At 35.7% G+C, this 16,376-nt stretch carries 14 protein-coding genes; 7 read left to right on the top strand and 7 right to left on the bottom strand.

Annotation, left to right across the window (positions count from 1 at the left end; translation table 11 throughout):
- Positions 1 to 129 precede the first annotated feature (129 nt).
- Both QZU83_RS04470 and QZU83_RS04465 read right to left on the bottom strand, forming a co-directional pair.
- Positions 130 to 5,961: an Ig-like domain repeat protein gene (locus QZU83_RS04470; RefSeq protein WP_295610013.1), complete on the bottom strand. Its 5,832-nt coding sequence runs from the start codon at positions 5,959 to 5,961 to the stop codon at positions 130 to 132.
- Positions 5,962 to 6,185: 224 nt separating this feature from the next.
- The gene (locus QZU83_RS04465; RefSeq protein ID WP_295610011.1) at positions 6,186 to 7,916 is read right to left on the bottom strand and encodes a Na+/H+ antiporter NhaC family protein; all 1,731 of its coding nucleotides are present in this window, start codon (positions 7,914 to 7,916) and stop codon (positions 6,186 to 6,188) included.
- Positions 7,917 to 8,292: 376 nt separating this feature from the next.
- Between QZU83_RS04465 and QZU83_RS04460 the strand changes: the two genes are divergently transcribed.
- Positions 8,293 to 8,817 carry a hypothetical protein gene (locus QZU83_RS04460; protein WP_295610009.1) on the top strand — a complete coding sequence of 175 codons (525 nt, stop codon included), beginning with the start codon at positions 8,293 to 8,295 and terminating at the stop codon, positions 8,815 to 8,817.
- 1 nt (position 8,818) lies between these two features.
- Here QZU83_RS04460 and QZU83_RS04455 read toward each other — a convergent pair whose 3' ends face one another.
- Entirely contained in the window at positions 8,819 to 10,252 is a 1,434-nt protein-coding gene (locus QZU83_RS04455) for a hypothetical protein (protein ID WP_295610007.1), read from the bottom strand.
- 108 nt (positions 10,253 to 10,360) lie between these two features.
- Between QZU83_RS04455 and QZU83_RS04450 the strand changes: the two genes are divergently transcribed.
- The 4 genes from QZU83_RS04450 (at position 10,361) to QZU83_RS04435 (ending at position 12,726) form a co-directional block, all read left to right on the top strand.
- Entirely contained in the window at positions 10,361 to 11,311 is a 951-nt protein-coding gene (locus tag QZU83_RS04450) for a ketopantoate reductase family protein (protein ID WP_295610005.1), read from the top strand.
- A 207-nt stretch (positions 11,312 to 11,518) separates the two neighbouring features.
- Entirely contained in the window at positions 11,519 to 12,007 is a 489-nt protein-coding gene (locus tag QZU83_RS04445; RefSeq protein ID WP_295610003.1) for a hypothetical protein, read from the top strand.
- 2 nt (positions 12,008 to 12,009) lie between these two features.
- Positions 12,010 to 12,453 (top strand): hypothetical protein, encoded by a 444-nt coding sequence (locus QZU83_RS04440; RefSeq protein ID WP_295610002.1) that lies wholly within the window; start codon positions 12,010 to 12,012, stop codon positions 12,451 to 12,453.
- Entirely contained in the window at positions 12,454 to 12,726 is a 273-nt protein-coding gene (locus QZU83_RS04435) for a hypothetical protein (RefSeq protein WP_295610000.1), read from the top strand.
- A gap of 48 nt (positions 12,727 to 12,774) precedes the next feature.
- Here the strand turns inward: QZU83_RS04435 and QZU83_RS04430 are convergent, their stop codons facing one another.
- The 3 genes from QZU83_RS04430 to QZU83_RS04420 all read right to left on the bottom strand — a co-directional run bounded on the left by QZU83_RS04430 (position 12,775) and on the right by QZU83_RS04420 (position 14,005).
- Positions 12,775 to 13,374, bottom strand: a complete 600-nt coding sequence (locus tag QZU83_RS04430; RefSeq protein ID WP_295609998.1) for a carboxypeptidase-like regulatory domain-containing protein — start codon at positions 13,372 to 13,374, stop codon at positions 12,775 to 12,777.
- A 154-nt stretch (positions 13,375 to 13,528) separates the two neighbouring features.
- On the bottom strand, positions 13,529 to 13,756 hold the full coding sequence (locus tag QZU83_RS04425) for a hypothetical protein (protein ID WP_295609996.1): 228 nt from the start codon (positions 13,754 to 13,756) through the stop codon (positions 13,529 to 13,531).
- Positions 13,757 to 13,810: 54 nt separating this feature from the next.
- A complete protein-coding gene (locus QZU83_RS04420; protein ID WP_295609994.1) occupies positions 13,811 to 14,005 on the bottom strand; it encodes a hypothetical protein in 195 nt (64 codons plus the stop codon).
- Positions 14,006 to 14,100: 95 nt separating this feature from the next.
- Between QZU83_RS04420 and msrA the strand changes: the two genes are divergently transcribed.
- Positions 14,101 to 14,997 carry a peptide-methionine (S)-S-oxide reductase MsrA gene (gene msrA, locus QZU83_RS04415; RefSeq protein ID WP_295609992.1) on the top strand — a complete coding sequence of 299 codons (897 nt, stop codon included), beginning with the start codon at positions 14,101 to 14,103 and terminating at the stop codon, positions 14,995 to 14,997.
- A 5-nt stretch (positions 14,998 to 15,002) separates the two neighbouring features.
- Positions 15,003 to 15,398, top strand: coding sequence for a hypothetical protein (locus QZU83_RS04410; protein WP_295609991.1), 396 nt, complete (start codon positions 15,003 to 15,005; stop codon positions 15,396 to 15,398).
- Here QZU83_RS04410 and QZU83_RS04405 read toward each other — a convergent pair.
- Positions 15,395 to 16,360 carry an Mrp/NBP35 family ATP-binding protein gene (locus QZU83_RS04405; protein ID WP_295609989.1) on the bottom strand — a complete coding sequence of 322 codons (966 nt, stop codon included), beginning with the start codon at positions 16,358 to 16,360 and terminating at the stop codon, positions 15,395 to 15,397. The two genes, QZU83_RS04410 and QZU83_RS04405, sit on opposite strands and share 4 nt — an antisense overlap.
- Positions 16,361 to 16,376: the final 16 nt, after the last annotated feature.

The following is a 16,376-nucleotide window of genomic DNA, read 5'->3' as shown; positions in this document are numbered from 1 at the left end:
CAAACTTGAAGATATTTTTTCTAATCTCAAACGGGATTATGTAGATAAGCTTCCACAAATTGAATATTTCCATCAAATAATTATGAAATATCAAAAAAAAAGAAAGAAAAAATAAGTGAAACAAGCCACTTATTTAACAGTTATTTTTACAGTTTTGGATACTGCTTTAAAATTGGGGCTTCCGGAATATTTGACAGTAGCCTTAAAAGTACCTTTTTTAGTTAATTTGGTAAGCTTGAATTTTGCTACTCCTTTGGAGTTTGTTTTGGCAGAGTAGGTCTTACCCTTAACTTTTATAGTAATTTTTTGTTTTTTGTAAGCCTTTTTCTTATCTGTCTTTAAGGTTACCTGATAGTATTTGTTTTTGTCTTTCACTTTAAAGGTCTTTTTAGAAGCTGTCATTTTTGGAGTTGCCTTTTTTACCACAACTTCAGTCTGTATGGTTTTTGCTAAAATGCCTGTTTCGCCGGCAAATGATACTGTTACATCATTATATGTTTTTGCGGCCAAATTGGATGGAATATGTATTTTTGCTACACCGTCACTTGGTATTTCAGCAGTATATACTTTCTTATTTAAAGTGACAGTTACTTCTCTTCCAACCAAAGGATTGCCTTTGGAATCCTTCAATGTTACGGCAATGTTTTTACTGGTACCGTAAGTGGTAGTTACTTTTGAAGCAGTCAAAGCACATAACATGGAAGAAGATAGAGAAACCTTGAATTTTACAGATTTTGTAACTGGTTTGTAATGATTATCCCCCTTATATGTTGCAGTGACAGTGTATTCGCCAGGATCAATACCCTCTAGCCTGGAAACACCCTCATTGACTTCAACAAAATATGTTATACCATTATCCAATTCGAACTCGACATCACCAGTTGCGGTTTTCGGTAAAATTGCTTTTAAAACATCGAAACAGTTCTCCTTGACAGCAAATAATATAAGTGTTGGAGTTGTACCTGTAACTTCCAAAGGAGCATACTTGGTTTCACCGGTTGTAGGATTGATAATAGCTACTGTGTAGTTTCCCAAATCCAAATTGGCATCGAAAGCTGCAACACCGAAATTATTTGTAGTCTGTGCATATTCTTTAGAACCAACCTTAAATTTAACAGGACTGTTTTTAAGCAGATTGCCATTTGCATCGGTGAATTCAACGCTTATTTTTGAATATGAACCATCTGCAACATCCAAAAGGTTTACTGTAGATTTAACTGTGATTTCTGATAAATCTATATTATCATCATAATTGCAGAGTACACTATAAACCCCAGGATTCAGATTTTCGCCAAATGTGGCTACGCCATTAGAATCTGTTTTGATATTATATTCCTTATCACCAATAGTGAGAGTTACAAGGGCATTTATGACAGGTTTATTGAAGTTTTTCAATGTTACTGTGAATTTTTCAGAACCGCCATAATATTTTGAAACTGATGGCACAGATATTGTATAATTGGTATGCTCATAATCGAATTTCAGAGTAGATGAGACAATGTTGTTGAAGTTATAATCACCTATATAATTTGCATATACCTCATAGGACCCCTCTTCAAGAGCATTTAATTCAAGTACTGCCTTTCCATCTATAATTGCTGCAGTATATTTTTTAGATCCAATTGTAAACACGACATTTCCAACTGCAGAAGACTGTGTCAAACTGGCGGATATAAAAACACTGTCACCACGTTTGGTCTTCTTGAGTATTAAAACAGGAGTGGTTTTATATATTGATATTTCTGATTGCTTTTTCTCTCCGCTGCATAAATTGACAATTGTAATTGTATGAGTTCCAACCGGCAAATCAGCTTTAACACTTGCATATCCGTTGCTGTCTGTGGTTGCAGCATATTCATTTCCATTGATTATGAATTTAACATCCAGATTGTTATTATCCTCATCCTCATAAGGAGACATGAAATACGCCCCTATATTTGAATTGAGATATTCCGCACGAGTAGTGACATTTTCAATTGTTGAGTAAACGAAAAGATGCTTTTTAAGTGACTGGCCTTTATATTCAAACAATACAGAATAGTTTCCAACTTCCAAATCCAAATTAAATATAGCATTACCATCTGCATCTGTTGTGCTTTTATAGGTTTTATTTAAAATTGTTGCAGATACAACTTGGCCTTTGACAGGATTACCATTTGCATCGGTAATTTGTGCTATGGTTCCTGAACCTCCATAATAACACCAATAGTTATATGAATAAATCCGGCATGGATTATTAGTGACTGAAAAAGATCTTTTATCAGAAGAAACTCTGAGATTATCATCACCTGAGAAAACGGCAGATACCTCATAACTGCCGACAGCTAAATTTTTCAGATTTAGGCTGGCAACAGAAACCCTATTACCATCAATATAAGTAGGATTGAGTTTAACTTTATAAATCTTGCCTAAAACAATAAAATCAACATAACCTGATGTGAGTGAAGGACCAACAGTTGCATTAATAATTACAGTTGAACTTATCTGATAAACTGAAAGTGAACATACAGAATCTATTTTTGATATATCTAATGTAAATTCCTTTTTCTCATTATTTATTGGGTTAACAACTGTTACTAAATATTTTCCTGCATATAAATTAACATTAGCAGTGGCCAAACCTAGCTTATCGGTAGTTGCATCATACTGTAGAGGTATGGAATTTTCTCCATAAATTCCAACGCTGAATGAAACTTTCCTATTTGAAAGCACATTACCGTCAGTGTTTAAAAATGATGCAGAAATACTGGAATTCAAAACATCCCGAGTAAGATTATTAACGCCAATGGTTGGCAAAATATTAAACTCAGATACAGCAGATTTACCACCATATCTTGCAGATAAAACATAAGATCCTGCAGGCAATTGCAAATCAAGAACAACCTGTCCGTTATTATTAGTTTTATATGTACCGTACTCTCTTCCATTCAATAAAATTTTAACATTGACACCGTTTAAAGCATTTACACCATTAGATAATGTAGCAACATATTTTTCAGGCCCTCCATAGAATTTGGATACATCATTTGCCTGAATAACAAGATTAGATTGGGCTGTTTTGACAACATTGGCCTTGAAGTTGACAATATTGGAAGTTATCCTGCTGGATTTGAATTGTGCATTTATATCATATGTTCCTTCCTTTTCAAAAGTAATGTTAAGACATGCCTTTCCGTTATGGACAGTTGCAAAATAGTCTTTACCATTGATTTTAAATGTTACAAGTCCTTCAAGAGGATATTGAATTCCGTCTTCAACAAAATATTCCGGCAGATTCAAGTTAATGTTTACCAAGTCATCTACATTAATGTTGCCGAACGGATTGGAATCTCCGCTACCTGACTGGTCCAAATCAATTGACACTTGGGTTAGCTCTTTTAATCGGGTGAATGCTTTTATACAAGCTACACTTGGTGAACTTGATTCATATAAATCATTCCAGTGCACACCATCTATGCTGTAGAATGAAATGCCCTTATCAAAATTCATTTTGTTTATTTCATCAGAAGCATCGCAAATCGGAATATAGACCGGAGAACCATTGAAAATTTTGACTAAAATTTCAAAGGTATCGCCTTTTTTCAGGGAGACCTCTTTTTTAAGAGGTATTGTATAATATCCCATTTTAGAGTATCCGCTTTGGGTTGTCATAAGATTTCCATTTAAATAAACGGAAGCTGTGAAATTTGTTGGCTCATCAAAATATGTTGAAAATGCAGAAAGGATTTCGTCATTTCTTGCTGTAAATTTGTTTTTTATATATAACACTTCGCCATTTATAGTATGTAAACCGCTTTTTCCTGCATAATCATACTGATAAATGTTATTATATACATTATCATCGTTGAAGATGAATGTATATCCGAAACGGATGGGCTGCTGGTAAGACAGGTATCCAAAACCGTCATATCCCCAGTCTGAACCCCAACTGTTTTTAATTATCCATGCACCGACTGCCTTATTTCCTAAAAAGTCATTGGCGGTGAATTCATCATCCCAACCTACAATAGAAACAGCATGCCCTTGACCTTCTGGCAGATCAATACCAATGGAAACAGCACCGTATTCCAGAATTGCAAGTTTAATATTGTCATTGTCATAGAATGTCTGCCTTTCAGGCAAGATATAAACATTTTGAACATGGACTAACGAATCATATATTACGGATAATGCTGAATGGTCGTCGTAAACATCATTTGCGTCAAATGTAGGACCAAACCATCCTGCAAGATATGCAATAAACATGTAGAGATTTCCACCGGTAGTTATTCCAGTGTCTGAATCAAACAATGAAAATTCGTACATAAGGTTTTTAACGTTTTCTTCTGAAAAGTCATAATCAATTCCAGTTGCTTTTTTAAGGCATGATTCCAATGTTGCAATACCTGAAAATGCCCAACAGTTGCCTCCTTGAATCTGGTCTTTGGCTGGAGTGACATAGCCATACTTTCTTGCATCATATGAGGAAGGTAAACTGTCTATTGGTTCTGAAACATATTGAATTAGCGGAACTGAGTTGTAATGATCAATATCATAAATATTTCCATATTTTAAAAGATCATATGAACTGTCATAGATATTGCCGCTTTGTACTACCTTAACCTTTTTCCCATCGACATAGACTATCTGTCCTTCATTTGCTGTGGAATCTGTGAAACGGTTATTGGATAGAATAAATGAGTCTGTAAGCCTGTTGAATATGCTTCCGCCACTATCTGCATGAGTGCTGTTGAAGACATTGCCAGTAAGGACCATGCTCCCATACATATTGTAGATTGAACCGCCGTAATGTGTTGCATGGTTGTTTGTAAATTCAGAATTTGAAATGGTAGAAACAGTCTTCAAATTACAGATAGCTCCTCCAAATTCAGAATAACCATTCTTAAATGAGGAATAAACAGCTTTAAATGTTCCTCGAATAACATAAATTGCTCCTCCCGCATCATTTAAAGAAGCATAGCCATCAAATACAGCATGATTAAGATCCAATTGGCTTGAAAATGAAGCTATTACCCCACCAAAACTGAAAGCCTGTGAGTTAGTAAATTGGGAATTTTTTATATTCACAGTAGTTTCGTTGGCATATATTGCACCCCCATATTTGGCATCGTTAATGTCGAATGAAGAATCATATATGTTCAGTTTAGAGCATATACTGTAGATTGCTCCTCCAAAACGTTTTGCTGAGGAGTTGTAAAAGACACAGTTTTGAATATTGGCTATTGAATTATATGTTGCTATAACTCCACCGGATGAAGCGGAATTGCCATTAAAATAGCAGTCAGTCAAATTCAGGGTGGTGACCCTATTAAAAGGAGTATCACAAATAATTACACCACCGCCTGTTGAATCATATATTTTAGAAATATGTGAATAAGATAAAGTTGGATTGTTATTTGAATTAAAGCCTTCACTATTTTTAAACATTACATTGTTAGCTATCAGATTAGCTTGGTTGTTTATGTGAACACCAATCATTGTTAATTTATTCAAAACAAGATAGGAATTATCTGTTACTGTGAAATCAAATTTATTTGAATACTGTTTTTCTAAATTAGACCTCAGAATAGTTTTCTCAACACTTTGACCGATGAAAGTTGTTTTGTATGTTGAGGAGGAATAGATAGATTCAGGTTCAGTTATATCATAAACCCCATCTGCAAAATAAACAGTATCCCCATAATTTATCCTATCAGATTTATAATACTTATAAGGATTTGATTTTGAACCATCCCCATCATTACTGGCAGATGCATCAAAATAAACATTAGAAGCAGATGATGGATTACTAGCTATCACATTTGTATTATTAACATCACTGCTAATTGCTGGAAGCTCCTGCGCCTCCAAATCATTTTGACTAATTGTTTCATTCATTGCATCATTTGCAAAAACACATGAAAATGTAAATAACATGCATGTTATCATGCAAACAAGCAACATAACCTGTTTATATTTCATTAGAAATACACCTTAATCTTTTTTGAAAATAATTTTTCTAAATTTATATGATACTATATATGCATATACCTAATATAATACTTTACTAAAAATAATTTCATTTTTTGATAATAAACAGCAATAATTGTCCAAAATAGGAGAAACAACAAGTAAATTATTATAATCTAAAAAACAGTTATTTAATATTTAGAAAAAGTAAAAAATCAAAAAAAAGAAATGGAAGTTTATGATGTTGCATCATCAACTTCTTCAAAGTCCACTTTCTCACCAAGTATTCTCAGTCCGACAAACATTACAACAATACCTACTGGAATGCAGACAAACCATGGCACACCTATTGCTGCAGGGATGTAACCTACAAATATTGCAATACACGCAACGAACACAGCATAGTAGATTTGTGTTTGAACGTGATTAATGTGGTTACAGCTTGTTCCCATTGAAGAGAGGATTGTTGTATCTGAAATCGGTGAACAGTGGTCTCCGAAAATTGCTCCGGTAAGCACTCCACTTGTACATACGATTGTGAAGCTCATGTCTCCTGTACTTACAGCCCATCCAAGTGGAATGGCCAAAGGCATGAGAATACTCATTGTACCATATGCTGTACCGGTTGCAAATGATATCAATGCACCCAATACAAAGACCAGTGTAGGCACGATAAACAAAGGTATTGATCCGCTCAATACTCCTACAAGATAATCTGCAGTACCTATCTCTCCAATTACTCCTCCAAGAGACCATGCAAGAAGCAGGATTACACCGGTGATAACGATGGTTTTCATACCACCAATCCATTCGGAGATTGCATCTTCAATTGAGAGTATTTGCTCTCCTACTGCCATCACAATAGCTACGATTGAAGCAAGCAGCGCTGCCTGGAAAAGTGCTACAGATGCATCTGATGCTGAAAGGGCTTCAAAGATACCTTTAAATGATAATGGAGCTGTTTTCATTAATGTAATTAATGCCTGATCTTCTCCACCTAAAATTGCAGTGTATCCACTCCAGTAGAATGCCATTAGCGCTCCGATAATCAGTGTTGCGATTGGAATAATCGCATTCCAAACGGACAGTTTAATTCCTTCAACAGGTTTTACTTCATCAAAACCCGGTGCCTCTGAGACTTTTTGTATTTCTGTTCTGTTACGTGCTTCCTGTTCAGCCTTCTTCATAGGACCGAATTCGTATAATGTTAATGCGGAAATCACGATAAATATTAAGATAAATATGTTATAGAATCTGTATGGAATAGTTTGTAAAAATATTCCAAAACCGGTCACGTTAGTTGCACCGACAGACTTGAATCCTGCAGCGATTAAACTGATTTCCAATCCAATCCATGTTGAAATGATTGCAATACCAGCTACAGGTGCTGCAGTTGCATCCACTACAAATGCAAGTTTTTCTCTGGATACTTTAAGTTTGTCCATAACAGGCCTCATAATTGGACCGACAATCAAAGAGTTTGCATAATCATCAAAGAATACACATAATCCTAACAACCAGGTAAACAATTGAGCTTTTCTTGGAGTATTAGCCCTTTTTGCAAATGAATCCGCCAATGCCTTTGCTCCACCCATTTTGGTAATCAACTGAATTACCCCACCAATGAGCAAGCACTGAAGGATAATACCCGCATTCCATGGGTCTGCCATACAGGAAATGACCTGAGCACCCAATTGCAGGAAAGCATTGATTATTGTGGAGATAATGTTCAAATCATTTACACACAACATGAATTCCCCTACAAACACACCTAAAAACAAGGACAATATTGTTTCCTTTGTAATGAATGCCAAACCGATAGCCACAAGAGGTGGCAGCAATGTCAATATGCCGAACCGGATTGCATTATTCTCGTTGGCAGGTAAGGAGGAAATCCATAGTGATAATGCAAATAGAGCTATTATAGAAACAGCAACAATAATACCTATTTTCATTTTTCTTTCCATAATCACACCATTTTCCTAAACTTTTTAATAATTCATAAATTTATTAGTATACTATTTTTAACAACTTTTAAAAAATAATTTATTTTTTTAAACATTCTTATATCGATTGAAAATTGTTAAAACCTTAATTAACTGAATTATAGGTATTATTTTGTTTTTTTTAGTATAAATATTATATTTATATGACCTATAAGAATGTCAATAATCATCTTAAGCCAATGATAAATTACACAAAAAATAGAGTATGTATTATCATCAATTACCTGACTATTTCACAATAACTTGGGTTAATAGTAATCAGACAAATTATTTTGTTAAAATAAACCCAATAAATTATATAGTTTAAATTAAATAACATTAAATAGGTGAAATAATAATGAAAAAACTTTATGCATTACTTGTAATTTTGATTATTGCATATGTTGGCATTAATGTTGCCGCCGACAACCTACATTTGAACGATTCAAATGCAAATGATGCGGCAAAGGGCAATGGTGCAAATGCAGTGAATGCAAGTCTGCCAAGTTTGGATAGCTTCAATAAAACTCAAATCAATGACACTACCGTAAGCTATACCGATCCAAGTTATAATATAACAATTTATCTAAATAAACTTGACAACGGCAAGACAATATCAGATATTGTAAATGGTCTCAATCAGGCTGGATACACATCCAACCAAACTATTACTGAAAACGGTGAAACAGCATACTTCCTTTACAAGGAAGGTCCGGATTCATATAGTGCAGACATTTTCTTTAATAAAAACAAACAGAACTACATGCTTACAGGTAACAACATTAGTTATGAAAACAGTGATTATTTCATAAGCCACTGTAAAAGCATAATTAACAGTATGGGATCTGGCAACAGCACAACAAGTGGTTTTAGCAGATGGTAATCTAATTACCATTTTTTATTTCTTTTTTTAAATCCAAGGCATCGTCATCGGAAAACCTGTCAAGATATCTTAAAACTATTTCTTTACCTTCAAGTTCCTGATTTTCGTAGAAATACCTTTCGAAATCACTATAGTCAAAGGCATCCAGTTCATATTTTTCAAACAGATGAAGAGGGTGTTTATCTAAAAAATCATGACCATCATCTGTGATTTCATTGCCTTTCATATAGCTATTCTCATCAAGATACCCTTTTAGAATATCGCCCGGCATACTGTATGACCTCTCACACACAATCATTGCATATTCAGGTTCGATGCCTTCGGATATCATCTTCAAAAATTTGTATGCCACATACCGGATATCTTCACTTAATTGCCCGTCGGATTCATCGAAGGTGTTCAAAAGGCTTTCAAACATGCTTTCAGGGTCATAATTCAGATTGATTCCACAGAAGTGGCAGAACCTGTCGTGGGGATCTATCGGCATGCTGCAGTATGGACAGGTATCGGAGTGGGATTTTATTGTTGGCTTTTTGTTTTCATCAAACAGATATGCCAGTCTAATGAGAAGTGACTCATTTAGAATCATTCCCGCTTCATATTCCTCTATCATCTGACGTTTGATTTGATAGGCCTTCTCATAGGTTACGTGGGCGTCATCAATGAGGGATTCGATATATGCGGAAAATCCCTCTTCATCTCCCACAACCTCTTCAATCGCATATGACTTGACCGGCAGCGTGTCCTCCATTCGTGAAATCTCATCGACAATGTCCACATCATTTTCCAAAAGGAAATCTCTGATTTTTATAAAGTAATCTTCACCAATAGCTTTTCTTTTGTTGAGACAATCATAGTGGATGATGTCATAGTTCAGGGGTGAGCTGTATGCAATTATTCCCTTTTCAATGTCGAGAAAATGTATGCATGAGCAGATGTTCAAGTCATAGAAATGTGTTGAGAGCTCCTCGGTTTGATATTCCCTGTTTGATTCAACATGATTTCCAGGGACAATGAATTCCAGTGAGCTTGCAACAAGACTGTCGGATATTTTGGATGCAAAACCGTATTTTACAAGCAGTTCGACAACCAGACGTGTAGGCTCGATTATGCTTGGCTTGTTATATTCAACCATTGTCTTTTGAAGCTCTGCCAAAAACAGGCCATTTCCCCTGAATTCGGGTAGTATGTAAATGTTGTTGAGGGCTGCGGTTATGAACTCTGATGAAAAGTCATAGCTGCAGAATCCGACGACCTTTGAGTCGAAAACGATTTCCTTAAACAGATTGCATTCAAGCCCTTTTAGTATAATCCCTTCATCGGCTATTGCCTCATGCAGATACCCATAATCGGTCTTAAGAATATCTACCACGTCCAATGGTGTTTCGGACAGATAGACTTTCTGCGTATTGTCTTTTCTTATCAGATAGTTCATTTATGTTCCCCATAATTTTGGTATACCTAAATTTTTAATTTTCATGACTTAAATAGTTAACTAAAAATTATTATGCATGAAAAAACATAGTACCCATGAGGTGGAAAAATGAATGTACTGGTTATTGGCTCAGGAGCCGTAGGAATAGGACTTGCCGCATCAATGTTATCACAGGGTGCCGACATGTCAATTTTTGCAAGAGGTGAAACCGCAAAAGCGATAAAAGAAAACGGAATTGAACGAACAGGATTGTTTACCCATTATAATTTCCCAAGCGATGAAATAAATGTATATGAAACATATGATGAAATTCCGAAAGACACATTCGATTATGTGTTCATCACATCAAAGACAACTGCAAACGATGATATCTCCAAAAGATTAAATGAAAACAGGGACATTCTTAAAGAGAATTTCAAAATAATCATTTTCCAGAACGGGTTTGGAAACGATGAGCCCTACCTGAGATTTTTTGACAAAACACAGGTATTCTCTGCACGCGTGATTACGGGATTTGCACGCCACGAAAGGCACATCAGCGAAGTTACCGTATACACAGAACCTATCCTGATAGGTTCTCTTCAAAAGCAGGACCCATCCGAATTGCAGCAAGTAGCTGACATGATAACATCCTCAGGCATAAGATGTGAACTAACAGATGAAGTCGACAAATACCTGTGGGCAAAGATGCTTTACAACTGTGCGCTCAACCCACTCGGATCAATACTGGATGTCAACTACGGAAAGCTCACTGAAAACCAATATTCAATAGAAATCATGAACAGCATTATCGATGAAATATTCGATGTCATAAAAGCAAGCGAATATGAAACATTATGGGAAAATTCACAAGACTATAAGGACATATTCTACTCAAAACTGGTTCCCGACACATACAATCATTTCTCTTCAACACACATGGACATAAAGCGGAAAATAAAAACGGAAATTGACTCCCTTACCGGCAAGGTAATTGAGCTAGGTGAGCTAAATAATATTGATGTAAGTACCAATAGACTTATCTATAACCTAATTAAATCGATAGAAAGTGAATTTTGATACCATAAGAAACTAAACCTTTATATAGGTTGAAAAACAATATACTATTGTTCATATTGTTATATACTATTTTTTTAAAATATGAACAATGGTGATGGTTGAAATGAGCATTCGTTTGTATTCCTTTAGTGGTGTTTAGGAAGAGAATGTTCATTTGTTTTTAAAAAGAACTTATTTTTATTTAGAATTATTTTTAACGTGATTATAATGAGCGAAGTAAAGCAACTAATAGAAAAATTCATAGAACTTGATGACGATTTAAACGAAAAAGTGGAAAAATACCTCGAAACACATGACGACATCGATGAAGCATTCGATAATGAAAACATGATCCTAATCGAAGAGCTGGGAGAACTTTATCATGAAATCGAACACATGGTATTCAATGAAGAGTTCATAATCGTTTCAAATGCTTCAAGCGAAGATAAGGAAGTCGTTGCATTAATAATCAGTGATGAAGAAGATGAAGGAGAAGAATTCGTAATTCCTGCATACACCGATGAAGCAGAGGCAAATGAAGCCATTGAAACATTCAAAGAACAGTTTGAAGAAAACGAATTCATCTGCGATAAAAAAACAGGCAGTGAAATAGTTGCCGATCACTCTGAAGACGATGACTTTATCGGAATTGCAATCAACGCCCCTCAATGGGACTTTGTTATTGGAAGGGAAGACGTTCACGACTGTTGTGAGTAGACATGAATCCTAAAGATTACGAAGACTATCAGAAAAATAATGTTAAGGCCTCCAAAAGCGCCCTTAAAGAGTACATTCAGATTTATGCCGACATGGTTAAAAAGCTTAAAAACGAGGATGCAATTGAGCTTGAAGCCGTAAAGGAAAACATCAGAAAGGCATACCCTGAAGAGATATATTTTACCCTCGTTGATGAGATTGGCCGCCCGGTTAAATTTACACTTACAGAGACAAGCAAAGAGTATATAATTCCAATCTTTACAGATATGCGCGAATATGCCATAGGCAGCGGAAAAATTTCAAAACTGTTTCTGGACAAACTGGAAATGAAAGTACTAACACCTGATGACATTTGCGAAATGGCCGATGAAGACGAATATTTCCAGGGCTTTGTAATCAACCCCCACTCACAAAACTTCAACATGGACAGAAACGGGAGCTTTTAGATGAAATACATTTGCCCAACCTTAGGCGAAGACCATGAAAAGGACTTTCTTGTTGTTGGAAGCCTTGAAGACTTCAAGATAATCGTATTTTCCAATCATGAAGAATACGAAAAAGGATTTGAATATTTGGAACTTGAAGACTACGAGCCTACCGAAGTGTCAATTGAGCTTTTTAAAGAGCTTGCAAAAAAAGATGATGAGTTTTCAGGCATTATTCTGGATGTCCACTCAAAAAACAAAACTATTTCTAAAAAAGAATTACTGGAAATTTAAAAAAAAATAAAAAAAGTTTGTAGGTGAAACATCACCTACCATTAGATATTATCTGTATCCAACCCAATGACCGGCATCGTCATAACCCGGCTGGTCCATATCCATATAACCGTTTTCTGCAATATGATAATTCACATTACCATACTTGTTATGCATATAGCTGTCCACTTCAGCCTGGCTGTACATTGGAGTTCCGTCTGATTTATAAGCGTAGGCGGAAGGTGTGCTGGATGATGAGGAAGATGTTTCCTGAACCTCTTCTTCTTCAACTGTTATTGTTTTGGTAGCATTGGAAGCTTTATACTTGTCATTTCCACCATAAGTGACTTTTATCTTATATTTTCCAGGATCCTTGTCTATTTTTATTGTTCCTACACCGTTTTCATCAGTTTCAACGGAATGGTAATCACTTGCCTTGTCCTTATCTGTGATTGTTACATTCACAGATTGGCCAGATATTTCTTTTCCATTAGCATCTGTCAGCTTGATTTTAATGGAATCTCCTTTTTTCAATGTGTCGTTTCCTTTAAATTTTAATTTTGAATCTTGCTTTTGCATGTTTGGCATCATTGTAAATACCATGGTCAGTAAAAGAGCTGCGATAATTACAATCAATGCAATGATAATAATATTATTTTTCTCCATCATTTACCTCCATAAATTAATATGAATATATTATAATATTGTGTTAAATTGATATTTAACAATTCCTAAAAAAAACTATGATGATGAAAAATTATATTTAATAAAAAAAGAGATTAATGTTGAGATGACCAACACTAAAATTTAATTAAAGAAGAACCTATTCCAATTCTTCTTCATCTTCCTCTACAATATCATCCTTAAGATAATATTTGTATCTATAAGACATTTTAAATCCACCGCTCATAACCTCACGCTTAGGTCTTCTTTTGCGCTTTATCCTAGGGCCATTCATATCCTTAAACTTTTCCTGATGAGACTTGACCAGGTTTTTATTTTCACGATAATATGTAGGCTGTCTATGGCGGGCATGCGGTGCCCTATACATCCTCCTTCTTAAAAGGCGCCTTTTTGATGAAACACGTCTTATCACTAAAATCACTTATCTGTTTCTGTTTTTGTTTTTAGTTGCGGATTTATCTAAAGTAGCTTGAATTTCATCGATTCTCTCAACCACAACCTTAATTGCCTGTTCTCCTTGACGTGTAGGGTTAATACCTTGTTCAACAAGCAATGCATCTCTTATATCTCTTAATCTATCGATTGAATCAATTTTCATGATTGTACTGTAAAACATTAGATTTCCTCCAATATATAATAATACTATGAATTTTATTATAAAAAAGATTTTTGTAGGAAATTATATTGCCGAAAAAAAAGAGAATGATAATCATGTTTAAAAAACAGAACGTGATTTATCTGGCAGGAGGTTGCTTTTGGGGCGTTGAAGCATTCATGTCCAGATTGAAAGGAGTCAATCAGACTGAAGTGGGATACGCAAATGGCAATGATTTGGCTCCAACCTACGAAAAGGTATGTTCCGGAAAAACAGGACATGCAGAAACCGTCAAAGTTACATACAATCCTGAAATCATTTCGCTTGAGGAAATCTTGGAGAAATTTTTTGGAATAATCAATCCATACACCAAAAATCGCCAGGGAGCGGATGTCGGCACACAATACCAAACAGGCATCTATTGGCAGGAAAATTCGCAAAAAAGCATTGTATTAAATTTTTTAGCCGAAAAACAAAGGAAAACTCCTAAAAGAATCGTCACTGAAGCCCGTCCAATAGGCAGTTTCTATCCCGCCGAGGACTATCATCAGAAGTATCTTGAAAAAAATCCACAGGGTTATTGTCATGTTGATTTAAATTTAATAGACGATGAAGAATTCAGCCACTTGAGCAGAAAAGAGTTTGAAATAACACAGCTTGCCATGACAGAACCTCCATTTAGTGGAGAATATGATGACTTTTTTGAAGATGGCATATATGTGGATGTGGTTGATGGTGAAGTTCTCTTCTCTTCAGATGACAAATTCGACTCAGGCTGTGGCTGGCCGGCATTTTCAAAACCTGTTTCACCAGAATCCATAACCAGACACAGGGACTTTTCATACGGAACTACAAGAATTGAAATAAGAAGTGCAAAGGCAAATTCCCATCTGGGCCACCTGTTTCATGACGGTCCTGGAGGTTCTCCGAGATACTGCATCAACTCAAATGCCTTGAAATTCATACCCCAAGATGAAGTTGAAGAATATTTAAGCAATAAGGAACAAAGGTAAGTACAATGAAACTAGAAGAAATAAAACACCCTGAGCTTAAAAATCATATCCAAATGATTTACATGCACGGTGAAAACCAAAACCAGAATGCAATAGAAAAAACTGAAAGTGAAATTAAGGAATATATTAAGGACAAATACTTTATAATATCCATTGAAGACGGCGAACCTGTAAAAATCCCTTATGCCAATGACGGGGAATACCTAGTTCCCATCTTTACAGACGAGCATGAATACACAATGGGAATGCAGTACTTTTCATTAAACGTGATGGATGAAAACAAGGAATATGTTATAGAAAAATTGGATTACTTTAAAAAATTAAAAGAAGATCCTAATTTCTTAGGATACATCGTAAATATAGCAAGAGTAAGCTATATAATCAATTTAGCTTTACTCTAAAACTCTTTTTGAATATCTTCAACGATTTCAACAAATCTTTTTGAAACCACATCATCAGGAGCTATTGTTGCAATAACGCCATCCTGATTTGGTGAGTCAGATACTCTTTCTTCAATAGGCAAATCACCCAGATAGGTAATTTCCATTTCATCAGCGAAAGCCTTTCCATTGCCTTCACCGAAAATGTGGAGTTTCTCATCACAGTGAGGGCAGATGTAATATGCCATGTTTTCGATAAGGCCAATCTTTTTAATTCCCATCTGTTCGACCATCTTGACGCATTTCAAAACGTCTTCCTGGGATACAACATTAGGGGTGGTTACCATAATCACTGCATCAGCATCAGGAATTGTCTGCAATACTGTCAGAGGTTCGTCTCCTGTGCCCGGCGGGTTATCGATAATCAGATAGTCAAGTTCTCCCCAGTGGGAATCTGAAATAAGCTGTTTGATTGCACCTGTTTTTTGAGGTCCTCTCCATATGATTGGAGTGTCAATGCTGTCCAATAGAAATGCCATTGACATTACCTTAAGGCCGCTAGGGGCAACTACCGGAAACATTGAGTGTGAGTATTCCTGTTTTTTTGATTCGATGAAAGTCAATTTTTCATCATCATCCTTGAAGTCCTGGGATGCAAGTCCCTCTTCTGTGATTTGTTTGAACTGTTCAAATTGATAGTTGTGGAAAGATTCGCCGTATAATTCAAGACCAAGCATTTTAGGTATGTTCGGTCCGTGAATATCCGCATCGAGGATTCCTGTCTTAAAGCCTAATGCCTGTAGGGTTTCGGCAATGTTGGCTGCCACTGTGGATTTTCCTACTCCTCCTTTTCCACTCATGACAACAATTTTATGCTTGATTTGACCAAGATTGCGAGCAAGTCTTATTTCCTGTTCAATCATTTGCCTTTGCTGTTCGGGGGTCATTTGGCCTCCGTGACCATGATGTCCATGTTCTGCCATTTTATCATCTCCAAAA

Source organism: uncultured Methanobrevibacter sp., from assembly GCF_902771435.1.
Lineage (GTDB): Archaea > Methanobacteriota > Methanobacteria > Methanobacteriales > Methanobacteriaceae > Methanocatella.
The sequence above is the reverse complement of the archived record's forward strand: the minus strand, read 5'-3'. Positions and strand labels throughout refer to the sequence as shown.